The sequence below is a fragment of the Cognatishimia maritima genome (assembly GCF_900129685.1).
Lineage (GTDB): Bacteria > Pseudomonadota > Alphaproteobacteria > Rhodobacterales > Rhodobacteraceae > Cognatishimia > Cognatishimia maritima.
Window position 1 is genome coordinate 979,987 of sequence record NZ_FQWM01000001.1, and the last position, 23,934, is coordinate 1,003,920.

The 23,934-nt window shown below is 56.3% G+C and carries 19 protein-coding genes and 1 pseudogene; 9 read left to right on the top strand and 11 right to left on the bottom strand.

All coding sequences use genetic code 11. The annotated features are described in order from the left end of the window. Positions 1–67: 67 nt before the first annotated feature. From BUA39_RS05120 to betC, 5 genes are all read right to left on the bottom strand, one after another. Complete coding sequence (locus BUA39_RS05120; RefSeq protein ID WP_072791543.1) at positions 68–619, bottom strand: sarcosine oxidase subunit gamma; 552 nt, start codon at positions 617–619, stop codon at positions 68–70. 2 nt (positions 620–621) lie between these two features. Further along, a complete protein-coding gene (locus BUA39_RS05125; protein ID WP_072791544.1) occupies positions 622–3,627 on the bottom strand; it encodes a sarcosine oxidase subunit alpha in 3,006 nt (1,001 codons plus the stop codon). Next, positions 3,624–3,926 carry a sarcosine oxidase subunit delta gene (locus tag BUA39_RS05130; RefSeq protein ID WP_072791546.1) on the bottom strand — a complete coding sequence of 101 codons (303 nt, stop codon included), beginning with the start codon at positions 3,924–3,926 and terminating at the stop codon, positions 3,624–3,626. The genes BUA39_RS05125 and BUA39_RS05130 overlap by 4 nt, the downstream gene beginning before the upstream one ends. A gap of 11 nt (positions 3,927–3,937) precedes the next feature. After that, complete coding sequence (locus BUA39_RS05135) at positions 3,938–5,191, bottom strand: sarcosine oxidase subunit beta family protein (protein WP_072791548.1); 1,254 nt, start codon at positions 5,189–5,191, stop codon at positions 3,938–3,940. A 190-nt stretch (positions 5,192–5,381) separates the two neighbouring features. After that, positions 5,382–6,905, bottom strand: a complete 1,524-nt coding sequence (betC, locus tag BUA39_RS05140) for a choline-sulfatase (RefSeq protein ID WP_072791549.1) — start codon at positions 6,903–6,905, stop codon at positions 5,382–5,384. Positions 6,906–7,096: 191 nt separating this feature from the next. Here betC and BUA39_RS05145 point away from each other — a divergent pair, with 191 nt between their 5' ends. Next, complete coding sequence (locus BUA39_RS05145; protein ID WP_072791551.1) at positions 7,097–8,029, top strand: LysR family transcriptional regulator; 933 nt, start codon at positions 7,097–7,099, stop codon at positions 8,027–8,029. On the opposite strand, the gene BUA39_RS05150 is transcribed toward BUA39_RS05145, so the two are convergent. After that, complete coding sequence (locus tag BUA39_RS05150) at positions 8,004–9,047, bottom strand: GlxA family transcriptional regulator (protein ID WP_072791552.1); 1,044 nt, start codon at positions 9,045–9,047, stop codon at positions 8,004–8,006. The genes BUA39_RS05145 and BUA39_RS05150 overlap by 26 nt on opposite strands. 239 nt (positions 9,048–9,286) lie before the next feature. Here BUA39_RS05150 and BUA39_RS05155 point away from each other — a divergent pair, with 239 nt between their 5' ends. Further along, complete coding sequence (locus BUA39_RS05155) at positions 9,287–11,848, top strand: GcvT family protein (RefSeq protein ID WP_072791554.1); 2,562 nt, start codon at positions 9,287–9,289, stop codon at positions 11,846–11,848. 242 nt (positions 11,849–12,090) lie between these two features. On the opposite strand, the gene BUA39_RS05160 is transcribed toward BUA39_RS05155, so the two are convergent. The 4 genes from BUA39_RS05160 to BUA39_RS05175 are packed head-to-tail and all read right to left on the bottom strand — an operon-like array spanning position 12,091 to position 15,760. After that, positions 12,091–12,861 carry an SDR family NAD(P)-dependent oxidoreductase gene (locus BUA39_RS05160; RefSeq protein ID WP_072791556.1) on the bottom strand — a complete coding sequence of 257 codons (771 nt, stop codon included), beginning with the start codon at positions 12,859–12,861 and terminating at the stop codon, positions 12,091–12,093. A 30-nt stretch (positions 12,862–12,891) separates the two neighbouring features. Then, complete coding sequence (locus BUA39_RS05165) at positions 12,892–14,169, bottom strand: TRAP transporter large permease (protein WP_072791558.1); 1,278 nt, start codon at positions 14,167–14,169, stop codon at positions 12,892–12,894. 13 nt (positions 14,170–14,182) lie between these two features. Further along, positions 14,183–14,773 (bottom strand): TRAP transporter small permease, encoded by a 591-nt coding sequence (locus BUA39_RS05170; protein WP_084604710.1) that lies wholly within the window; start codon positions 14,771–14,773, stop codon positions 14,183–14,185. A 15-nt stretch (positions 14,774–14,788) separates the two neighbouring features. Continuing rightward, the gene (locus tag BUA39_RS05175) at positions 14,789–15,760 is read right to left on the bottom strand and encodes a sialic acid TRAP transporter substrate-binding protein SiaP (protein WP_072791559.1); all 972 of its coding nucleotides are present in this window, start codon (positions 15,758–15,760) and stop codon (positions 14,789–14,791) included. Positions 15,761–15,830: 70 nt separating this feature from the next. Between BUA39_RS05175 and BUA39_RS05180 the strand changes: the two genes are divergently transcribed. Continuing rightward, positions 15,831–16,691, top strand: coding sequence for a GntR family transcriptional regulator (locus BUA39_RS05180; protein ID WP_165610484.1), 861 nt, complete (start codon positions 15,831–15,833; stop codon positions 16,689–16,691). A 34-nt stretch (positions 16,692–16,725) separates the two neighbouring features. Further along, the gene (gene kduI, locus BUA39_RS05185; protein WP_072791563.1) at positions 16,726–17,556 is read left to right on the top strand and encodes a 5-dehydro-4-deoxy-D-glucuronate isomerase; all 831 of its coding nucleotides are present in this window, start codon (positions 16,726–16,728) and stop codon (positions 17,554–17,556) included. Between the two features lie 493 nt (positions 17,557–18,049). Here the strand turns inward: kduI and BUA39_RS05190 are convergent. Then, a pseudogene (locus tag BUA39_RS05190) lies at positions 18,050–19,470 on the bottom strand (IS3 family transposase). Positions 19,471–19,592: 122 nt separating this feature from the next. On the opposite strand from BUA39_RS05190, the gene BUA39_RS17085 reads away from it, so the two are divergent. The 5 genes from BUA39_RS17085 (at position 19,593) to BUA39_RS05215 (ending at position 23,930) form a co-directional block, all read left to right on the top strand. Next, a complete protein-coding gene (locus tag BUA39_RS17085) occupies positions 19,593–19,739 on the top strand; it encodes an XdhC family protein (RefSeq protein WP_423219929.1) in 147 nt (48 codons plus the stop codon). Positions 19,740–19,873: 134 nt separating this feature from the next. Next, a complete protein-coding gene (locus BUA39_RS05200; RefSeq protein WP_072791566.1) occupies positions 19,874–20,488 on the top strand; it encodes a nucleotidyltransferase family protein in 615 nt (204 codons plus the stop codon). 439 nt (positions 20,489–20,927) lie between these two features. Then, a complete protein-coding gene (locus BUA39_RS05205) occupies positions 20,928–21,635 on the top strand; it encodes a GntR family transcriptional regulator (protein ID WP_072791568.1) in 708 nt (235 codons plus the stop codon). Positions 21,636–21,674: 39 nt separating this feature from the next. Continuing rightward, a complete protein-coding gene (locus BUA39_RS05210; RefSeq protein WP_084604711.1) occupies positions 21,675–22,706 on the top strand; it encodes an amino acid ABC transporter substrate-binding protein in 1,032 nt (343 codons plus the stop codon). 75 nt (positions 22,707–22,781) lie between these two features. Beyond that, entirely contained in the window at positions 22,782–23,930 is a 1,149-nt protein-coding gene (locus BUA39_RS05215) for an amino acid ABC transporter permease (RefSeq protein ID WP_072791569.1), read from the top strand. Positions 23,931–23,934: the final 4 nt, after the last annotated feature.

Genomic DNA, 23,934 nt, shown 5'->3' on the forward strand with positions numbered 1-23,934 from the left:
AACAATAAATGGCCCGCCGGTGGAAACACTGGCAGGCCATTTTTCATGTTTACATGTCAGAATTTGATTAAACCTCGGCCGCCAATTCTGCGACGCCGGTTTTCAGAAGCGACAGGATATGCGGCGCAAAGCTGTGCCAGATATCCATCTCAAACCGATCCTCGGCCTTGCGCCAAAGCAGAACGGTCACGCCATCAAAGTTCAACCGCCGCGCGTCTCCCACCGGGATCATTTCCGGGTCACGCGCCATGCCCAGCGTCAGCAGGTCCAGCACCTTTGGCCCCGATAGCTCAAGCGTCACTTCGCGACCCGACACATCGACCAAACTGTGTGGAAGCGTGTCGTAAAGCCGCTCGCCCGCCGACAGGATTGCAGGCAGATCGTCGACTTCGGCCTTCATCAGCCATTCGTCTGGACCCAAGCGCACCGCTGATAAGCGGTCGGTCTCGGCGCAGGTGCCAATGCCAGATGGCAGGCTGACACCAAATGCGCCGGTCAAAGGCGTCACGTCGCCCTTCGCCCGCAGTGACAGCCGGGCAACAGGCGCGCACAATGACACCTGTGCCGCGACAGAGGCCACAAGAACGCCCGGTTGATGCTGAGAAACAGGATGCAGCATGATCAGGACTCCTTTGCGATTTTCAGGCGCGTGTTTTCTGGGTCAAGAAAGACCGTTGAGGTGATCTTGGCTTTGATGGTGCGGTCAGGCATCGGGATATAGACGGTTTCGCCCATTTTATCGTGCCCACCCGCGACCAAGGCTAGAGCAATCGGTTGGCCAACCGCATCTGATTGATAGGATGAGGTCACATGGCCCACCATGGTCATCGGCTTGGGTTGGTTCGGGTCAAAGACGATCTGCGCGCCCTCTTCCAGTTTGCTGTCATCTTCGGTCAGAAGACCAACAAGATGTTTGCGCCCTTTGGCAACCAGATCGGGCCGCATCAGGCCGCGTTTGCCAACAAAATCAGGCTTGGCTTTACCGATGGCCCAGCCCATACCGCAATCCTGCGGGGTCACAGTCCCGTCGGTGTCTTGACCAACGATGATATAGCCCTTTTCGGCCCGCAGAACGTGCATGGTTTCCGTACCATAGGCGGTGATGTCATAAGCCTGACCGGCTGCCCAAAGTGCTTCCCAGAGCTGACGGCCCATCGGTGCGGGCACGTTGATCTCAAACCCGATTTCGCCCGTAAAGCTAAGGCGGAACAGGCGCGCGGGCATGCCAGCGACAGTGACTTCGGCGCAGGACATATGCTGGAAGTCTTCGTCGTTGATGTCGATGCCTTCGACCAACGGGGCCAGCAGGCGCGCGGCGTTTGGACCATTCAATGCGATCGTGGACCAGTTTTCGGTGGTCGACGTCAGCCAGACGTTCAGGTCAGGCCATTCGGTCTGAAGGTAGTCCTCCATCATGTTCAATACCCGCGCGGCTCCGCCTGTCGTGGTGGTCACGTGGAACAGGTCTTGGCCAAAGCGACCGATCACACCGTCGTCGCGGATAAAGCCGTCATCGCCAAGCAGCAGGCCATAGCGACAGCGCCCGATGCCCAGTTTTGTCCATGGGTTGGTGTACATGCGGTTCATAAATTCAACCGCATCGGGGCCTTTGACCTCGATCTTGCCCAAGGTGGACGCATCAAAGATACCCACGGAATTGCGTGTCGTCACGCATTCTCGGCGCACCGCGGTTTCCATGTCCTCGCCCGGCTTCGGGAAATACCATGCGCGGCTCCATTGCCCAACAGGCTCAAACACCGCGCCATTTTCCCGCGCCCAGCCATCGATCTGGGTTTTGCGCGTCACCTCAAAATGTTCGCCCCGGTGGTAGCCAGCAAACGCGCCAAATGTGGTGGGCGTATAAGGCGGGCGGAAGGTGGTCAGGCCAACTTTGGGCTGTGGTTTGCCCAGCGCGTCTGCGGCAATGTTCAGACCGTTGATGTTGGACATCTTACCTTGGTCGGTTGCCATGCCGTTTGTGGTGTAGCGTTTGACATGCTCGATAGAGCGCATGCCCTCGCGCACCGCAAGGCGCAGGTCTTTGGCGGTCACGTCGTTCTGGTAATCCACAAAGGCCTTGGCTTTGCCGGGGCTTTTGTCGGTCAGCAATTCCTTGTGGGTGACACCTGTGCCGGCGCGGTCGTTTTCCACCGCGTAGCTGTGTGTGCCCGATGCGGCGCGATCAAGCGCGTCCAAGGTCTGTTCACCGGCTGTCACACCATCCTTCAGCGCGGCCTCAATGCCCCAAAGCCCACGCGATGCACCTGCAATGATGCAATCCTCTGGCGTTTCATTGGGCAGGAAGGTCGTCAGGTCCGTATCCCAGGTCAACGATCCCTTGGTGTGCGAGAAGAGATGCAGCGACGGCGTCCAGCCGCCCGACATCAAAAGCGCGTCGCAGGTCACGTTGGAGCCAGCGCCGACAGAGCCGCCATCCACCGGGTTCAGGCGCACGGATTTCACCCGCAACCGCCCAGATGTTGCTGTCACCGTATGGGACAGTTTCACGGGGATGCCGCGCGATTTTGCACCGGCGATCAGGTCTGCATCAACCTCAGCACGCGTGTCTGCAATGACCTGAACCTTGGCACCGCTGTCAGCCAGATCAAAGGCCGCAAACCATGCGCTGTCGTGGCTGGTGATCACAGCCGGGGATTTGCCAACCAAAACGCCAAACCGGTTCAGATAGGTCTGGGCCGATCCTGCCAGCATCACGCCGGGGCGGTCGTTTCCGTGGAAGACCAGCGGTTTTTCCAATGCGCCCTGCGCAAGGATCACGCGTTTTGCGCGCACGCGCCACATGCGTTCGCGCGGGGTGTCGTCTGGCAGAGCCGACAGGTGATCGGTCACGCGTTCGCAGAGGCCAACAAAGTTCTGGTGGTAATAGCCAATTGCCGTGGTGCGGGTCATGACTTTGACGCCAGTGGCCTTCAATTCAGCCAGTGTCGCTGATAGCCAATCCCACGCCGGAGTGCCGTCGATCTTAGCCTGTGGTTCACTTAACAATGTACCGCCAGCTTCGGAATGCTCATCCACGATGACCACTTTCAACCCGTCCTGCGCGGCAACCTTGGCCGCCGCCAGACCGGCCGGACCGGTGCCGACGATCAGCACATCACAGTGCAAATAGCGCGACGCATAATGATCTGGGTCTTCCTCGGTTGGGCTGACGCCAAGGCCTGCTGCCTGCCGAATAAAGGGCTCATAAACCTTGTCCCAGAACGAGCGCGGCCACATGAAGGTTTTGTAGTAAAAACCTGCAGAAAACATCATATAGGCCGCGTCATTTACGGCGCCTACGTCGAATTTCAGCGACGGAAACTTGTTTTGCGACTGGGTTTCCAGACCCGGCCAGATTTCTTGCATGGTCGCGCGGGTGTTTGGCTCAAACCGGCCGGGGCCACGGCGGGTGCCAATCAGCGCGTTGGGTTCTTCAGAGCCAGCCGCCACAGCGCCACGCGGGCGGTGATACTTGAAGCTGCGCCCCATCAGGTGTTCACCATGGGCCAAAAGTGCCGAGGCCACAGTGTCGCCCACGCCCCCCTGATAGGTCTTGCCATCAAAGGTAAAATCTACGGGCTTGCCGGTATCGACCCGGCCTTTGCCAGCAACGCGATAGCTGCTCATTCTGCGTCTCCGATCAGGCTTTCAAGATCAGGTTTTGGCGTGTTGGCCGGGTATGTGGTCAGGAACTTGTCCGACACCGTGTCGCGCACAGCATTGAAAAAGCGGCCGCAGCCATGGAAATGCCGCCAGCGTTCATAGTGCGGCCCCTTGGGGTTGGCGCGCAGAAACAGGAACTCTTCCCACTGGGCGTCTGTCTGCTCTGAAGGCATCTCTGGGCGCACGATATGCGCCTGACCAGCATAGGTGAATTCCGACTCTGGCAGGGTTTCTTTGCAATAGGGGCAATGGATCAAAAGCATGGTTTGTCTCCCTAATGTGCCACGGCCGCGGCGGCGGCCTCGTCGATCAAACGGCCTGTGCGGAACCGTTCCATCGTGAAAGGTGCGTTGATCGGGTGGGGTTCGTTTTTGGCGATGGTCCAAGCAAAGGTATGGGCCGCGCCCGGCGTGGCCTTGAAGCCGCCGGTGCCCCAGCCGCAGTTCACGTAAAGCCCATCAACCGGCGTTTTCGAAATGATCGCAGAGCGGTCCGGCGTCACATCCACGATGCCGCCCCATTTGCGCAGCATCCGCATGCGGTTGAAGATCGGGAAGATCTCGACAATCGCCGCCACCGTATGTTCGATCAATGGCAGACCACCGCGTTGGCTGTAGCTGGTGTATTGGTCGGTGCCCGAGCCAATGACCAACTCGCCTTTGTCGGACTGGCTGATATAGGCGTGCACGGCGTTGGACATGACCACACAGGGGAAGATCGGCTTGACCGGCTCTGACACCAGCGCCTGCAGCGGGTAGCTCTCCAACGGCAGACGCACGCCTGCCGTGTCCATCACGACGGAGGTATGGCCCGCGGCAGAGACCGCGACTTTCTTGGCCTTGATAAATCCTTTGGCGGTTTCCACGCCTTCAACCGCGCCATTCGCGCCGCGCCGGATTGCCGTGACCGGGCAGTTCTGGATGATATCAACACCACGTTGTGCGGCCGAACGTGCATAGCCCCAAGCAACCGCATCGTGCCGCGCCGTGCCTGCCCGTTCTTGCAAAGCGCCCCCCATAACCGGGTAGCGCGCGTTGGGCGAGATCGACAGTGGCGGACAGTATTCTTTGCATTCCTGCGGGGTCAGCCAGCGGTTATCAACGCCATTCAATCGGTTTGCGTGCACGTGGCGCTGAAAGCTCTGCACGTCGTGCACATTATGCGCCAGCATCAGAACGCCACGGCGCGAATACATGACGTTGTAGTTTAGGTCTTGGCTTAGTCCCTCCCACAAATCAACCGCGTGATCATAAAGCCGCGCGCTTTCGTCATAGAGGTAGTTGGAACGAATAATTGTCGTGTTCCGTCCGGTGTTCCCGCCACCCAGCCAGCCTTTGTCAATCACGGCGACATTGGTGATGCCGTGCTCTTTGGCGAGGTAATGCGCAGCGCCAAGGCCGTGGCCACCGGCCCCGACAATGACAACGTCATATTCTTTCTTTGGCTCAGCTTCGGGCCATTGCTCTGTCCAGTTCTTATGTCCAGTCAGCGCGTGTTTCACGAGGTTTAAGGCGTTGAAACGAGTCATGGGCAGCCTCTTAGAGAAGGGATCGGCACGAAGAATAGCGCGCGGGTGCGGGGATCGAATTGTATGATTGCGACGCAGATATCGGATGATAGCGCCAGCGCTGCGTTTGAATTGGTACACGAGACGCAGATGTCCCATTCAGCGCGAAAAAAAGCCCGGCGTTCTTGGGGAGACCGCCGGGCTGTGTCAGTTATTCACCGCGCGGGTAACGCGCGTTTTCCTCGACCACGTTCAGGTCCATATGGTTGCGCATGTACCGCTCTGACGCCTTAAGCAGGGGCTGGTGATCCCAAGGGAAATAGTTGCCGTTGCGCAAAGCTTCGTAGACGATCCAACGCCGCGCTTGGGATTTGCGAACGTCCGCATCAAACTGGGCGAGGTCCCAGCGTTCGTCGGCCATCGCTTGGAACTCTGCCAGCGTCTCTGCATGGGCTGGATCATCGGCGAGGTTTGTCAGTTCGTGCGGGTCAGACTCAAGATCAAACAGCTGTTCTGGATCGAGCGAACAGCGGGTGAATTTCCACTTGCCCTGTCGCAGTGCGACCATAGGCGCGTAGGACGCTTCGGCTGCATATTCCATCGCCACAGGTGTTTCGCGTGTGCCCCCCTGCCCCAGTTTCACAAGGCTCTCGCCTGTGGTCCATGGCATGACCTCATCCATAGAGACGCCAGCCAGATCGCACAGGGTCGGGCAGACATCGATATTACTGACCGGCGTGTCAACGCGGCCCGGCGTCATATTAGGTGCGGAGACCATCAATGGCACGCGCGAGGAGCCTTCAAAGAAGGACATTTTGAACCAAAGACCACGTTCGCCGAGCATATCGCCGTGATCTGACACAAAGAGAATGATTGTGTCTTCATCCATCCGCGTGCCACGCAGCGCTTCCATCACTTCGCCGATCTTGTCGTCCAGATATGAGATATTCGCGAAATAGGCCCGGCGCGACCGGCGAATGTCGTCGTCAGAAATCGAGAAGCTGCGCCAGTCATTGGCGTCAAAGATGCGCTTGGAATGGGTGTCTTGATTGTCATAGCCCAGATCGCCCACCTCGGGCATCAGGTGCTCACAATCTTCATAAAGGTCCCAGTATTTCTTGCGCGCCACATAGGGATCGTGCGGGTGTGTGAAGCTGACGGTCAGGCACCACGGGCGGTCGTCATTGCGGCGGCCCAGATCATAGATTTTACGGGTGGCGTTATAGGCGACCTCATCGTCGTATTCCAATTGGTTGGTGATCTCAGCCACACCAGAACCAGTTACGGACCCCATGTTGTGATACCACCAGTCGATGCGCTCACCCGGCTTGCGGTAGTCCGGCGTCCAGCCGAAATCCGGCGGATAGACATCGGTTGTCAGACGTTCTTCGAAACCGTGAAGCTGATCTGGTCCCACAAAGTGCATCTTGCCGCTGAGGCACGTGTGATAGCCCGCGCGGCGCAGGTGGTGGGCATAGGTCGGAATGGCAGAGGCGAACTCTGCCGCGTTGTCATAGACTCCCGTGGTCGACGGCAATTGCCCCGACATAAAGCTGGCTCGGCCCGGCGCGCAGAGTGGTGAGGCCGTATACGCATTGCGGAAACGGGTCGATTTATCAGCAATCGCGCGGATGTTCGGCACATGTAGAAAGTCTGCTGGACCGTCCGGGAAGAAGGTGCCGTTCAACTGGTCGACCATGAAGATCAGGATATTGGGGCGTTTTGTTTCGGTCATAATATTGTCCTGTCGGGGCCTCGGTGCGCGGGTGGCATCAAGGTGCATCATTGATGATTTTGAAGGCGCGCCATGGCACACGCAACAATTCAATAAAAATTGCGTGGCGTCGGGCTGTCGCTATCGTATTATGCTAATCACATATCCAAAGCCAAACTCTACAATCAATCAAGTTTATAGGTGATCGTGTTATGGCCGACATAAGGAATACTTATACCAATTTCGGCAGGTATAGCGCGGACCTGTGTCTGTTCCTGCTGGTGGCGCAGCATCAACAACTGTCGATGGCAGCCAAGGCGTCCGGTCTGTCACAACCACGGGTAAGCCAGCGCATGCGGGCGTTAGAGGACTCGCTTGGTCAATCGCTTTTTCTACGCGAACGACGTGGGGTTCGTCTGACTCGCGAAGGGCGTGCGCTGCACGCCGCGCTTCTATCCCCTTTGACCGAGGCCGCAGGGGCCTTCGCCGCCTTTCAAAACCGCGCCAGGCGCAATCAGGTTGTGATCCTGTCTGACAGCGCTTTCGCCAGCTTCCTCTTACTGCCCGAGTTTGCCTCTTTGACGGCCGCCTTTGAAGAGATCGGAATTTCACTGTTAACGGCACAGCAACCGGATGCGCGCTTTTACCCGGATGCGGATATTATGATCCGCATGGCACCGACGGCAGACGTCGGCGACACCGACGCGCTGTTGTTTCGGGAAAGGGTGTCTGCGGTCTGTAGCCCTGAATTCCTTGATCGGACGCCCGGCATTGCCACAGCACAAGATTTAACAGGCTTGAAAATGATTGAATTGGCGTCGGGCACCGACGCGCCTTGGTTTACCTGGGATGACTGGATGCGTGCCGCCCTTGGCAGCCCGTTCACCGCCCGCAACACCGTGGCCTTCAATAGCTATGACCATGTCATCAGCGCCGCGAAATCCGGCTTGGGGCTGGCGCTCGGCTGGGAAGGTCTGCTGAAGGTCGATGAGCCGGGTTCAGGGCTTGTGCGGGCGGTGCCGAACCAGATCGAAAGCAAACACGGCTATGTCCTAAGCCTTCTGACTGAGCGGCAAAGCCCGGCGAGCGCTGCGGTCTTTGACTGGCTGAAGGCGACGTTCACGATGTCGCCTGTTCCCGCCTGACCGCCAAGGGCGTGCAGCCTTCGTTGCTGCGGAACACGCGGCTGAGATGAGAGGAATCGCAAAACCCACAATCCAACGCGATTTGCGCGATGGATTTTTCGGTTGTCGTCAAAAGGTGACGCGCCAACGAAAGCCGCATTTGAACAAAGGCCGCTTGCGGGGAGATGTCCAACTCTGTGCGGAAGTGCCTTTCGATCTGGCGTTTGCTGTGACCGATGCTTTGGGCGATGTCCTGAATCGACAACGGCGTGTCGATGTTTTGCTGCATCATCAAAAGTGCGCGCATGACAATCGGATCGCGCGTTTTGTAGCCCATGGTCACGCCGGGCTGTGGTTTTTCAGCCTGCTGGGCATCGTCAATGATCATAATGTGCAGGCTTTTGTTGGCCTGCGCCCGGCCCACATGACGATCCACCAGATAAGCCGCAAGATGGGCGGAACTGACACCGCCCGAGCAAGTCAGTCGATCCCGGTCGACAACAAAAATCTGGTCAGCGACCGGGTTCAGGCCTTCGAATTTTTCAAGAAAATCCGCGTGGTGAAACCAGCTGACGCAGCAGCGATAGCCATCCAGCAACCCAACTTGGTGCAACATAAAAGCGCCCGTGCAGATGCCCGCCAAAGGCACACCAGAATCGGCCGCGCGGTGCAAAAACTGCGCGCAGGCCGGGCTGAGGCCGGGCATATCCTCATCCAGCAGGCCGCCTACGACCACGATGTAGTCAAACCGCGCTGGGTCTCCCAACCGTTCTTGCGGCACCACCGGCACACCACAACTGGAATGCACCGGGTCCATCGTGTCCGACAAAACCGTCCAATTGCAAAGAATAGGCCGGCTACGGTCGCCCTCGTCCGCTGCCAGCCGCAGCACATCCACGAAATTCGCAAACGCGCAGAGCGTAAAGCGGCGCGCCAAAATGAACCCAACGGACAACCGAGAGCCGCGCGGACGCGGGCGCGTGCCAAAAGCAGGCTTTGCGCTTCGGTCGATATTGGCCTTATGCGGCGTTGCTGGCATCAATGCCCCACTGTGTTGATCGCTTTGACCTGTCGTAGCTTTAATCCTGAATTGACGCAATCATACTGTTTTTTCCGGACGTCTTTGGCGTAGCCTATTGGATGAAACCGGTAGGGGGACTCTCTTTGACCTATCCGCATTGCGCAAATCGGCGCGAAACATGTGGGGGCTGAAGATGTCGCAAGGGTTCTGCAAGCAGCCCCTCCCTGCCCTGACTTAAAAGAACGGCGGAGAAACCCATGTCTAGTTTTCCTGAACGCGCCAATGTTGTGATCGTGGGCCTTGGCGGCATCGTTGGCGCGTCGGTCGCGCACCATCTGATCGAACGCGGATGGGACGATATTGTCGGCATCGACAAATCCGGCATCCCGACAGACATCGGGTCAACCGCACATGCGTCGGATTTTTGCTACTGCACCAGCCATGATCTGCTGACGACATGGACAACCATGTACTCTGTCGATTTCTACGAAAAGATGGGGCACTATTCTCGCATTGGGGGCCTGGAGGTCGCGCGCGTTGGTGATGACGAACGCATGCAGGAACTAAAACGCAAATGCGATTCCGCCCGCGCTTTTGGCACACGCGCACATATGATCTCGGCGTCGGAAGCCAAGGAAAAATTCCCGCTTCTGGAAGAGGACCAAATCCAAGGTGCGCTGTGGGACCCGGATGCAGGGCTTGTGGTGCCACGGTCGCAGACAGTGGCAGGCAAGCTGGTAGATCAAGCCGAAAAAACCGGGCGCTTGCGGGCCTTTGCCAACACGCCTGCGTTGGAACTGATCCACGAAAACGGACGTGTTGTTGGCGTGAAAACCCATCGCGGCACGATCTATGCCAATCACGTCGTGGTCTGCGCGGGCCTTTGGGGCCGTTTGATCGCAGAAATGGCGGGCGAGGACCTGCCGGTGATGCCGGTTGACCACCCGCTGACCTTCTTTGGTCCTTACAACGAATACGAAGGCACCGGGCTTGAAATCGGCCGCCCTCTGCTGCGCGACCAAGGCAACTCTGCCTACCTGCGCGACACCGGCGATCCGAACACCACCGAGGGCGGTCAGATCGAATGGGGCTACTACTACGAAAAAGACGTGCGCATGGTGCATCCGTCTGAATTGCTGGAAAAAGATCAGGCGCGCCTATCGCCGTCGCAGCGTGATCTGGAACTGGAAGACGTCATCGAGCCATTGGAGCGCGCGATGGAGCTGACGCCAATTCTGGCGGAGCTTGGGTTTAACGAGAGCCATTCTTTCAACGGCCTGCTGCAAACCACAACGGACGGCGGCCCCTCGATGGGCGAAAGCCGCAAACTGCGCGGGCTTTGGTATGCGGTTGCGGTTTGGGTCAAGGATGGCCCCGGTATGGGCAAACTGATCGCCGATTGGATGACAGATGGGCGCACAGAGATCGACCACAACTCCGTCGATTATTCCCGGTTCAATGACTACCAGCTAGAGAAAGACTTCATCGCGGGCCGCTGCGAAGAAACCGCCGCAAAGATCTACAATCCACCGGTGCACCCGCGCGAACCATTTGCCAATGGGCGGAATATCCGTCGTTCTCCGTTCTATGAGCGCGAAGTGGAACTTGGCGGCCACTTCATGGAGCTTGGCGGCTGGGAACGGGCGCATGGCTATGCGTCAAACGCGCATCTGCTAGAGAAGTATGCAGATCAGGTGCCGGTGCGAGAAGCCGAATGGGACAACCGCCATTTCTGGCGCGTCTCTAATGCCGAGCAGCTGGAAATGTCTTCCGATTGCGGCATCATCAACCTGTCGCACTTCCACCTGACCGACATCACCGGCCCAGATCACGTGGCGCTGCTGGAATGGCTATCGGCTGCGAAAATTGGCGGAGATCGCAATATCAACCGCGGCATCTATACCCACTTCTTGGATGAAGAAGGCATGGTCCGGGCTGACTTTACCATCCTGAGATTTGAGGACCGCTGCCGCCTGATCAACGGAGCCGACGCTGGTCCGCGCGATTTCCAATACATGAAACGCGTGGCGCAGGACAAAGGCTTTGATGTCGAAATCAAAGACGTCACCACCGACTTTATCACCATAGGCATCTGGGGTCCAAACGCGCGCGAGAACCTCTCGAAGCTGGTGGAAAACCCGGAGGACCTCTCGGTTGACGCCTTCCCATTTGCGACGTTGAAGCCGCTTAAGATCGCGGGCAAAGACGTGACCGCCTTCCGCATTTCCTATGTGGGTGAACAGGGTTGGGAATTGCATATGGATTATGAAGATGGGCTTGCTGTCTGGGACGAACTTCGTTCGCTCGGGATCACGCCGGTTGGTGTTGAAACCTATGCAAACACCCGCCGGATGGAGAAATCCCTACGGCTGCAGAACGCCGACCTGCTGACACAGTATAACCTGTTCGAAGCCGATCTGGCGCGCCCAAAGGTGAAAGAAGCGGACTTCGTCGGCAAGGCGAAACACCTTGAGTACCATGCGCGCGACAAACAACCGGCGATGCTTTGTACCTTGGTGATGAACGACAACACCGACAGCAACGGCGTGGCACGTTACCCGGTCGGCACGCTGCCGATCATGGACAAAGACACGGGTGAAGTACCAGTGGATGAGCTTGGCCGCCGGTCATACGTGACATCCATGGCGTTTGGCCCGACGGTTGGCAAAAACATCGGCCTCGCCTACCTGCCGCAGTCTTACTGTGAAGTCGGCAAGGTGGTGCACACCACCTATATGGATGAGGTCTATGAACTTGAGGTTGCCGGTGTAGGCTACGCCCCACTCTACGATCCCGAGAACTTGAAACCGCGCAGCTAAGTTGTCGGGTTTTGCTCCCCTACGAGCGGGTGGCTATCCGACTGACAGTGTCCGAAGTGTTTACATGGCGCGCCGACTTTGTCGGCGCGCCATTCCTTTTTGGTCGGAGATCAGGTGATCACAGACACTTAGTGGCATAGGACGGCGCGAAATAAAAAATGCCCGCCAGCCGAAGCTGACGGGCATACTCGCGTGGCACAGTCGTTCCCTGGAAGTTGAGATAGTGCCATGCGGGGGAGATTCTATCGTCCCATCCAACCGCCATCGACGGTTAGCACCGTTCCATGGACGTAGTCAGAAGCTGACGAAGCAAGGAAAACAGCTGGACCACCAAAGTCTGACGGTGCCCCCCAACGCCCGGCCGGGATGCGCGCAAGGATGCCCCCCGAGCGATCGGCATCCTCTCTGAGGGCTTGGGTATTGTCCGTTGCTATATATCCGGGGGCAATGGCATTGACGTTGACACCATGCGCAGCCCACTCATTAGCAAACGCTTTCGTCAATTGACCAATGCCGCCCTTGCTCGCCGCATATCCCGGCACGGTGATCCCGCCTTGAAACGTCAACAAAGAGGCCGTGAAGATGATCTTGCCGCTCTTGCGTTGGACCATCGATTTACCAATTTCACGCGTCAGACGGAACTGCGAGGAAAGGTTCACTTCGATGACTTCATCCCAGATCGCGTCGCCGTGCTCTGCCGCAGGCGCTCGACGGATCGTGCCGGCGTTGTTGATCAGGATATCGATCTGCGGGTGATCCTTTTGCACCTGCTTTGCAAAGGCCAGAACCGCGGCTTTGTCTGCAAAGTCACATGCATAGGCCGAAAACGCGCGCCCTGCTGCATGCACTTCTGCACCTACGTCACTTCCTTTTGCCTCAAGTGTTGCGCTTACGCCAATGATGTCTGCACCTGCTTTGGCAAGGGCTACGGCCATGGCCTTACCAATGCCGCGTTTGCATCCAGTCACAAGCGCCGTTTTGCCCGCCAAATCGAAAAGCTTATCTTGCGTCATATTTTTTGATCTCATTTTAGAGAGGCTGGTTCAGCGGTAGATTGCCGTGGGCAACCACATTGACAGCGCCGGAATGAACATCAGCATCAACAGGACGGTTACCAACGGCACGAGGAACGGGGCCGTGGCGACGACGCAGCGTTCAAAGGGCACCTCTGACACTTTGGCCAAAACATAAAGCACTAGCCCCACAGGTGGCGTCAGCAATCCGATCATCAAGTTGAGGATCAGGATAATGCCAAAATGAACCGGGTCGATCCCGATTTGCATCGCGACGGGCAAGAGAACCGGTGTCAGGATCGTGATCGCGGCGAGGGTCTCCATGAAGCAGCCTACAACAAGCACGATCAACATGATGATGAGCAAAATCGCGGTCGGATTGTCGGTCACGATCAGCAAAGATTCCGCAAACATTTGGGCGACCTGATTGGCAGTCAGGATCCAAGCGAAAATCGAGGACGCTGCGACAATCATCATGATCGAGGCTGTCGTTTCCACGGTATCCATCGAGACACGCAAAATGCGCTTTCTATCTAGTGTGCGATATACAAACAGACCAAGCACCAAAGAATAGGCAACCGCCGCGATCGCGGCCTCTGTCGGTGTGAAGATACCGGTCAGAATACCCCCCACAATAATAATGGGTGTGAACAGCGGCAGGACAGCACTCCAGAGCGTGCTAAGGAATAACTGCATGCTGAAACGCTCATCTCGTGGGTAGTCCCTGAGTTTGGCGTAGACCGCGACCATCACCATCAAGGAAAAGGCCATCAGCAGACCCGGGATCAAACCGGCTGCAAATAGTTGACCGATCGACGTATCCGCGATCACGCCATAAACAACCAAAGGCAAAGATGGCGGGATAATTGGGCCTATTGTCGAGGAAGCCGCCGTGATGCCAACCGAAAAATCAGTGTCATAGCCAGCTTCGCGCATCGCCTTGATTTCAATGTTGCCAAGGCCACCTGCATCGGCAACAGCCGCGCCTGACATGCCTGCAAAGATGACGCTTGCACCGACGTTGACGTGCCCCAGGCCGCCGTACATCCACCCCACGGCAGAGCGGGCGAATGCGAAAATCTTGGCGGTGATCCCGGCAGAATTCATCAAGTGGCCAGCCATGATAAAGAACGGCACAGCGATAAGCGGGAAAGAGTTAATGCCATTCACCATGTTGTGTAGAACGACGACGTTGGGCAGCCCATCGAGCATAATGAAAAGCAGCGAACTGACGCCCAGCGCCACTGCGACAGGCGCACCTGCAATCAACAGGACGAAGAGCGCCACGAAAAGAAGTATAAGTTCCATGAGTGGTCTTTTCTTAATCAGGGACGTCGTGGAGCGAGCGCTCTTCGAGGTCACGCAAAAGGTCGGCGGGCGATTGCTTGAATTTCCGCAGTAGCCAGACTGTCGTAAACAGTGTCATCAGCGCGAGTGCGCCAGCGACGCTCCAGTACAGCAGGCTCTTTGGAATTTCGACCGAGGCCATCTTGGTGCGCGTTTTCTGCGCGAGTTCGACAGCGAGGATCGCCAGATACCCATAATACACAAGGCAAATCACTTCCATCGCGATGCTCAGCCATTTGCCAGCGGCGGGTGACAGATAGCGATAGAAGAATTCCAGAAAAATATGGGTGCCCTTCTTGGTGACAGATATCGCACCAAGGAAAGCGACCAAAATCAGCGTGTAGCGCGCAATTTCTTCGGTCCATGCGATGCTGTCGTTCAGCACGTAACGTGTGAAGAACTGCAAAAAGACAATGAACGCCAGACACCAAAGTGCGAACAGACCGGGCAGATCAAAGACGCTGAAATCGGATACATCCGCCTCTTTGTCTATAAAGTCGATATTGGGGGGCGCAGATTCTGCGCTCCCCTTGCCCGAAGAATTTTCAACGGCATGGTTTTCCATCAAATTGGCAACCTATCAAAGTTCGCCAAGGCGACGGAAGTGGTCCATTGTGTATGGCACGCTGTCACCTGTCAGCATTGGGCGCACAGCATCTTGGAATGGGCCTTTGTCGACTTCATTCACCGTGATGCCCTGCTCACGGAACCAAGCAACCAGATCCAGTTCAGACTGATAGATTTCCTCGGAAACCTTCATTGCCGCCTGCTCTAGGATGTCGCGCACAACTCCGGCATCGTCACCCACGCGGGACAACGCGTCGTCAGAGGCGATGATCAGCAGAGAGTTCAGGATGTGGCCCGTCAGGTTGATGTTGGACTGAACTTCGTAGAATTTTTTGAACTGAATGGTTGGCAGCGGGTTTTCCTGCGCGTCGACAACACCTTGTTGCAGAGCCAAGTACACCTCAGAGAAGGCCATCGGAGTTGGGTTTGCGCCAACCGCATTCGGGAACATCAGCATGACCGGGGAGTTTGGCACGCGGATTTTCAGACCTTCCATATCGGCAGGCTTCAGGATTGGTTTGTTCGATGTCACGTGACGCTGACCGTAATAAACCAGTCCGAGAACGTGGTTGCCGGTGGCATCTTTGTAACCTTCAGAAAGCTCGGCAAACAGGTCGCTGCCACGATAGGACAGCCAATGATCATAGCCGCGCATAATGAACGGATAATCTGAAATAGCGATTGGCCCATAATAGCGTTCAACAAAGCTTGGACCTGTGTAGATCACGTCGACGGAACCAATTCCGAGACCTTCGTTGATTTCAACTTCTTTGCCCAATGTGGATGCTGCAAATACTTTGATCTCGACACGACCGTCAGTCAGTTTGGCAACCTCATCGGCCGCCCATTCGGCGACCTGGTGATAGGACGAGCCCGTTTCATAAACGTGCGCCCATTTCAGAGTTTCGGTGGCAAATGAGGCGCTGGCGCTCGCGATGGTCAAGCAGCCCGCAGCAATGAGTGTTGGAATAGTCTTAAAAGGCATTTCTTCCTCCCTTAGAGGCCCAGATTTTGGGCGACACGCTATCAACCCCCCTCCGGTCGTTGACAGCAACTTGAATATTCAATATACAAGTTATCGAAAATGGCAAGCACCCTTTTTACAAAGAGGCATTCAGCGTAAAAACTGCGGAGCAACCCTACAAAAAGAGTGTCCGAAATTGCCCCTTACAAGAAAGCGCGCCCATAATTCCCCGCCTTCGCCCAGCGCGCGCATTAAGCAGAAGGCCAAGCCAACCTTGGCCCAAGAGCTATATCGCAAGCTGCATCAAGAGATCGTTACGATGGAATTGCACCCCGGCGCGCCCATCTCTGAAACCGAACTAGCGGCGGACTTCGGCGTGAGCCGCACGCCAATCCGCGAGGCGTTGTTGCGATTAGCGCGGGAAGACCTCGTTGAGGTTGTGCCGAAATCGGGCACATTTGTATCTCGTATTCCGGTATCGAACCTGCCGGAGGCTCTGATCGCACGGCGGGCGCTGGAAAACATGACAGCGAAAGCCGCCGCAAAATTCGCCGCGCGCAGCCAAATCCTAGAGCTGCATGTCTTTCTTGAACGACAACAAGAGTTCGCGGACTTGAACGACATGGAAGGATTTCACCTGGCGGACGAAAGCTTTCACAAACAAATCGCTATTGTGGGCAGACTCCCCGGACTTTGGACTTTTGCCCAGCAAGTTAAACTGCAGATGGACCGTTTTAGGCGCCTCACCCTACCCGAGCCGGGTCGAATGTATATGGCACTAGAGGAACACCGCGCCATCGCGGCGGCCATTGAAGCTGGGGAGCCCGATCATGCCAGCTTGGAAATGGATCGCCATCTGACCGGCCTGCAGCTTCATATTAAGAAAGTTGTTCAATCCCATCCCGACTTTTTCATCGTGGATACAGATTTGGACGATCTCGTGAGTATTTAGACGTTTAAGATCAAACACAGGACACTACGCACCCATGGACATTCGACAAGCTTGCAGCCCGACGGAAACAAAATCCTTCGGCACAAAAGAGTTGCGCGACAACTACCTTATGGAGGGACTCTTCAAAACCGCTGAGGTCACAATGGTCTATAGTCATTTGGACCGTACAATTGTCGCCGGTGCGGTGCCAACGGATGCCCCGCTTGATCTGATTGCCGTCGATCAACTTAAGTCCGAGAACTTTCTGGACCGTCGCGAAATGGGGATCATCAATATCGGTGGTCCGGGTTCGGTCGAGGCTGATGGCGTAGTCTACGAGATGAGCGGTTCTGAGTGCCTTTATTTGCCCATGGGGACCAAAGACGTGTCTTTTGCGAGCGAAGAAGCCAGCACCCCGGCAAAGTTTTATTTTATCAGCACGCCTGCGCATCACCGCTACGAGACACGGCTCTTGACGCAAGAGGATGCAAATCACGTGCATCTGGGATCTCAGGCTGACGCAAATGTAAGAACCATTCTGCAGTACATTCACCCGGATGTATGCGACAGCTGTCAGTTGGTGATGGGCGTGACCAAAATTGCCGAGGGCAGCGTTTGGAACACCATGCCCTGCCACACCCATGACCGACGCTCTGAGGTTTACCTCTATTTCGGCATGGCGGAAAAAACACGCGTATTTCACTTCATGGGAGACCCCGAAGAAACGCGGCATTTGGTGGTCGCAAATGAACAGGCGATCCTGTCGCCCGGTTGGTCCATCCATAGTGGCGCGGGAACCGGTGCATATGGCTTTATCTGGTCCATGGCAGGAGACAATAAAGAGTTCACCGACATGGATTTTGTCGCGATGGAAACGTTGCGCTGATCTGCGCCCTACCCGGAGAAATCATTGCCGCCCCGAACGATCGCGGGGCGGCTTCCGCAGTATCAGACTTCCGCTTCAACCCCTGCAAGGCAGCCACAAAGCTACGATCTCGGATAGCCATTTGGGCAGTGCGGTTGCTCCCAACATCAAAACGCCGTTCTGCTGCATTGCACTGACAACGGGTATGTCTGAACGAGAAAAGTTAACGGCCTCTGGTTCGGCTACCCTCCGCTTGCATCGGTCTTCAGCACAAGCCGTAATGAGATTTCATCATATCTGCGACCGCCCACCTTCAACGCGTTCGGAAGGTAGGCATATTGCTCAATGTCTGACGTCAGCGCCTATGGGTCCAAATAGCGATATTTGATAAGAGAGTATTCTTGGCTCATCGTAACCACTGAGGAGTGGGCGATGAGAAATGTCCGTCGTCAGAGTTTTTGGAACCAAGAGCGGCGTAAACTAAGAGAGTGTTTGGCTCATCTGGTTGGTTTGATTATGCGGCACGTTGCCTGTGTTGCAAGCGTCGCGTTTCGAGTGTCTTTTGTTTGATCCTTTCTCTTTGTTTTAGAATGGCTTTGTCACGTCCGAAGTATACGTCTGATGGCGTGACGTTATTCAGGCTCTCGTGATAGCGCTGATGGTTGTAGTGATCGACGAAGGCTTCGATCTGGGCTTCGAGATCACCCGGCAGGAAGTAGTTTTCCAGCAAGATCCTGTTCTTCAAGGTTTGATGCCAGCGCTCAATCTTACCTTGGGTTTGAGGATGATACGGCGCACCGCGACTGTGTTTCATACCTTTGTTCTGTAACCAATCAGCCAAGTCGGCAGAGACATAACTTGAGCCGTTATCACTGAGCAGTCTTGGTTTGTGAACAACATGGACATGGTCACAGCCGGAGGCCTGCAAGGCCAGATCGAGGGTGTCTGTCACATCTTCAGCCCGCATGGTCGTGAAGAGCTTCCATGAGATGATGTAACGACTGTAGTCGTCCAAGATCGTGCTGAGATAGAACCAGCCCCAGCCAAGAACCTTGAGATAGGTAAAGTCGGTCTGCCAAAGCTGGTTGATGGCTGTCGTCTTGTGTTTGAACTCATTTGCGGCTTTCAGCACAATGAAGGCAGGGCTGGTGATCAGGTCATGTGCCTTAAGCGTGCGATACACTGTGGATTCCGATACAAAGTAGCGTTCTTGATCCGTGAACGTCACCGCTAATTCGCGTGGCGACAGTTCTGTCTCCTTCAAGGCGAAGTCGACGACTTTGCGCTTCACCTCATCGGGAACGCGGTTCCAAACGTGCTTTGGCTTGGGAGACTGATCCTTAAGTCCAGCCGCCCCGCGCTGCAGGTATCGGTCGTACCAACGGTAGAATGTGGTGCGAGGGATACCCAGTTTGGCCAATGTCAGACGCGCTGACAGATGGCTTTCTTCAACCAACCGAATGATCTCCGTTCGCCTGTTCTCTCAGACCAATGGCGTTCACAGGCTCACTCTCAGATGCAGAGTACCTCATTCGTGGTCGTCCCCATCCATTGCCCGGCAGGCGATTGCAACGCAATCTGCCGAGAGGGGGCGATCATGCTTTTTTTGAGCAAGCGCAGTTCGAGCGTTTGCTCCGCAACAACCTCCTTCAGATCACGAGCTTCGCGCCGCAAGTCCTTGACCTCGTCGGTTGTCGCTTCACGTGCTGTGTCACCAGCAAGCCGCTTCTTTCCGGCTTCCATGAAGTCCTTCGACCATTTGTAATAAACACCTTGGGAAATACCCTCACGGCGGCACAGCTCTGCAATGCTGTCTTCTCCGCGAAGGCCATCCAGCACAATCCGGATCTTCTCTTCGGCTGAATACTGTTTGCGTGTTGCCCGCTTGATGTCTCTGACGATCTTCTCGCCGGGGCTCTTACTTGTCTTTCTCATCGTCCACTCCTCAGCGGTTACGATGAGCCAAGAATACTCTCTTATCAAATACCGCTATTTGGACCCATAGGCGCTGACGTCAGACACTATTGACCAGTGCCGAGCTTCCAAATTCGATTTTGGTGGACAAATATTGTGCCACGACTTTTTTCTTTCACAACCACAGTTTTGAACTTGAGCTCATCAAGCAAGCGCTGATGTCACCAGCCTTTTATGTAGGAGCCTTGGGGAGTAAGAAAACACATCTGTCTCGCCTCAAACAGTTGTAGAAAATCGGCTTGGAGCAGAATTCCTCTGATCGCTTGCGCGCACCGATTGGTTCGATACCGTCTACGAGAGCCCCACTGACGCTCGCGATTTCGGTTCTGGCAGAAATTATGGCAGCGAAACAGAGCGCCGCACTATGACTATGGTCGCGGTTTTACTGGCGGCGGGAGAGTCTGAACGGTTCGGATCGAATAATAAACTGCTTGCGCCTTTTTTGGGGAAGCCACTTATCTTACACGCGGCACGGCCTCTCATTGATCTTGAAGCGGACCATTTAGTCGCCGTAACCGACTCTTGTGCCGTTCGCGCACTTTTACCTGAGTTTCACTGCATTGCGCCGGACAGTGTAAGCCGAAGCCAAGCGAATAGCTTCCTTGCAGGTTTGAAGGCAGCCGAAGATCTAGGCGCAGATTCTGTTCTTTTTTCTCTCGGTGACATGCCCTTTATTTCAACTTCTCTTCTTAAGAAGCTAATTTTGAGGTGCACCACCGGAACAGCCTCAGTCAGCTCTTGCAATGGCTTTCGAAGCGCTCCTGCGTGTTTCAGCTCAGTACACTTTGAGGCGCTCACCTGCATGACTGGAGATAGCGGCGCACGCATGTTCACCAATTCACTTCCAGTGGGCTGCGCAGTAAAAACGGATCCTCGTTCTATGGCAGATATTGACTACCCAGAAGACATCGAAAAATGGGAGACCTTGTCCCAATCAGATCGTTCGTCCCGCAAACAGGGATTGGAAACTGCACTATAGAAAATTGAACAAGTACCTCTCTCCGAGTATCGCAGCATCGTAGAAACCTAGGGCATCTTGTTTTGACGCGCAGTAAAGGATTAATCCGGGTTCTTCGTTGTAGGATAACCAATTCCACTAACCTAATTTTACTTGCCGCAGGCAGCGCTTTGTCTGTGACCTGGGAGTTCCAGTTCAACACTTCGCTGAGCCATGAATCGATGACCGCTATCCCCGGGTCTTTGCAGTATCGGAGACAGAGTTCTTACAGCGGTTTTTGTGCTGCATCAGCAACGACCGAAAACCCAAGGTCGGCAAAGTCCCGCCTTGCCGCCGCAACTTCCATCAAATGCTGCACTTCAATCCCAGCCTGCATTCTTGCTCAAAGTCAGCGGCCCCTTCTTACGATGTTACTTCAGCCCACTTGACATTCCAATGACATTCCGCTGGTATACCATATATGGGAAAATCAGAACTGCAGCGCGAAGTCGCATATCGCAAGATCCTGGACCGGATCATTTCAGGTGAATTGTCCGTGGAGGAGCCGCTGTCGGAGCGGGGTCTATCGGACATGCTGGGGATCGGGCGCATGCCCATTCGCGAGGCGATCCGCGATCTTGCACGGGACGGAGTGCTGGAGATCGTGCCGGTCCGCGGGACATTCGTGCGGGCCATTACCGTGGCACAGATCCATGAACTTTTTGACGTGCGCCAAGCGCTCGAATGTCTGGCCGCACAGCGCGCGGCAGAAAACGGACCGACGCCGGAACTGGCAGAGTTCCGTAAGGCGCTGGAGCAGAGCCGCAGCCCCGTCGAAGGCGTGGATATCGACGATACATACGCCGTCGGGATGGAATTCCATGTCGAACTGGTGCGTGCTAGCCGCAATGCGCTGCTGATCGAGATGTATATGCCGCTCCGGGTGCGTTACCGCACGCTGATGCGTCTTGCGCGGTTCTACGATCAGGACTGGGTGATGCGCGGCATTGAGGATCACCTGACCATTCTGGACGCGGTCGAGGCCGGAGACGGCGCCGCCGCCCGCGAGGCCATGAGTGCGCATCTGGAGCGCAGTTATCAATCCAAGATCCGCATTCTGGAATCGATGCGCACGCCCAACGCCCTTTCGGGATCGGGAGGCGTTCTTCCGTTTCCGAAACGCGGCTGATCAAGAAACCGTCATCACCAACCAACTGGGGAGAAGGAAATGAAACAAATCATCACGGGCGCAACCTGCGCCGCACTCGCATCGCTTGCCGTATCTCTGCCTGCGCAGGCACAGGACGGATCGACCGTGGAAGCGGTCAAGTCGAAGGGGGTCGTTTCCTGCGCCGCGAACGGGGGTCGTCAGGGGATGTCGTCGCTCGACAGCCAGGGCAAATGGGTCGGTCTCGATGTCGATACCTGCCGTGCCGTAGCCGCGGCGGTCCTAGGGGATGCCGAAGCCATCAATATGGTCAAGGCAACCACGCAGACCCGCTTTCCGATGCTGCAAACCGGCGAAGTCGACATCGTCACGGCCAATGCCACCTGGACGCTGTCGCGCGATGCGGAACTGGGCATCAACTTTACGGTAACCACCTTCTACGACGGGCAAGGCTTCATGGTGCCCAAGGACCTTGGCGTGAGCGATGTGGCCGAACTGGACGGGGCCGATCTGTGCGTGCCGCCCGGATCGAACTCCGAAAAAGTGGCCGCTGATGTGGCACAGAAGAATAACATTTCCTTCAACTCGATCGTAATCGAAGACCAATCGGAGTTGCAAAAGGCGTTCTTTAATGGGCGTTGTGACGTGCACATCCTGTCCACCTCCGGCCTGGCCGCCGCCCGCTCCAGCCTTGCAGACAATCCCGACGATTGGATCATCCTGCCCGGCATCTACGGCAAGGATCCGATGGGCCCTGCGGTACGGCAGGGGGACGCAAACTGGAACGACATCGTCAACTGGGTCATCTTCGCGATGATCGCCGCCGAAGAGCACGCCATCACCTCTGCCAATGTGGACGAGATGAAGACAAGCGGCGACCCGGAGGTGGAAAACCTGCTGGGCGTCAAGGGCGATCTGGGGGCCAAGCTAGGCCTCGACAATGAATGGGCCTACCGCATCATAAAAACCGTGGGCAGCTACGGCGAGGTTTACGACCGCAACTTCGGTGAAGGCTCCCCGCTGAAACTGGCGCGCGGCCTGAACGGTCTGGCTGCGGATGGTGGCATGATGTACTCCCCTCCGTTCAAGTAAAACGGATCAGCCTGCCACAGCGCCTATTCTTCCAAGGGCGCTGTGGCCCTTTTATTCACCTCGCATTGGGCTGCCATGTTCTGGAATGACGCGAAAATTCGCGGTCTGATCTATCAGGCCACCGTCCTGGTCCTTGTGCTTTTGGCGCTGGCCTATTTCGCGCTGAACGCACAGCAGGCATTGCAGGAACGCGGCATCACGACCGGTCTGGCGTTTCTGGGTCAGCAGTCCGGTTTTGCCATTGGCGAAGGCGCGATCACGCATGACGCTTCGGACACCTATTTTCACGCGCTGCTGACCGGAGCGATCAACACGCTGACCGTCTCCATCGCCAGCATCGTCGGGGCTACGATGATCGGTCTTCTACTGGGCATCGCGCGACTGTCGGCCAACAAGCTTCTGTCAGGCTTTGCGCTGATCTATGTCGAGCTTTTTCGCAACACGCCGCAGCTATTGCAGATGGTCATGTGGTACCTGTTGCTGACCCAATTACCGGGCCCGCGCGACGCGCTGTCACCGATTGCGGGCCATCTCTATCTGACCAATCGGGGCATCAACATCCCGGTGCTGGAGAATGGAACAAGCCTTTTCACGGCGTTCCTTCTGGCGCTCGTTCTGGTTGTCATTTGCGTGACCACGGCCTTTCGCCTAATGGACCGCCGTCTGCGCAACACCGGCAAGGCCAACGGACGCTTTGCGGCACTGGCGGGCGCGGGCATTGCCGCCCTGTTGGGCACATGGCTTCTGCTGGGCACGCCGACAACCCTTGTCAGCCCGACCTTGCAGGGTTTCAAATACCGCGGAGGCCAGACAATTTCGCCCGAGTTTATCGCGCTTTTCTTTGGCCTCTCGCTCTATATCGGGGCCTTCATCGGAGAGATCGTGCGCGCGGGCCTGCAATCGGTGTCGCGGGGACAGCTGGAGGCGGCGGATTCCATCCCGCTTAGCCGCTATGACAGGTTCCGACTGATCGTCCTGCCACAGGCCCTGCGGGTCATGGTGCCACCTGCCACCGCGCAATATGTCAGCCTGCTAAAGAACAGCGCCCTTGGTGTCGCGGTTGGCTATCCTGAGCTTTTCAACGTCACCAACACGACCACCACGCTGAGTGGGCAGGCACTGGAATGCGTTTTGCTGATGGCGGTGTTCTACCTATCGATTGCGCTGACAATCTCCGCACTTATGAACCTTTATAACCGACGCGTTCAGATCAAGGAGCGCTAGGAGC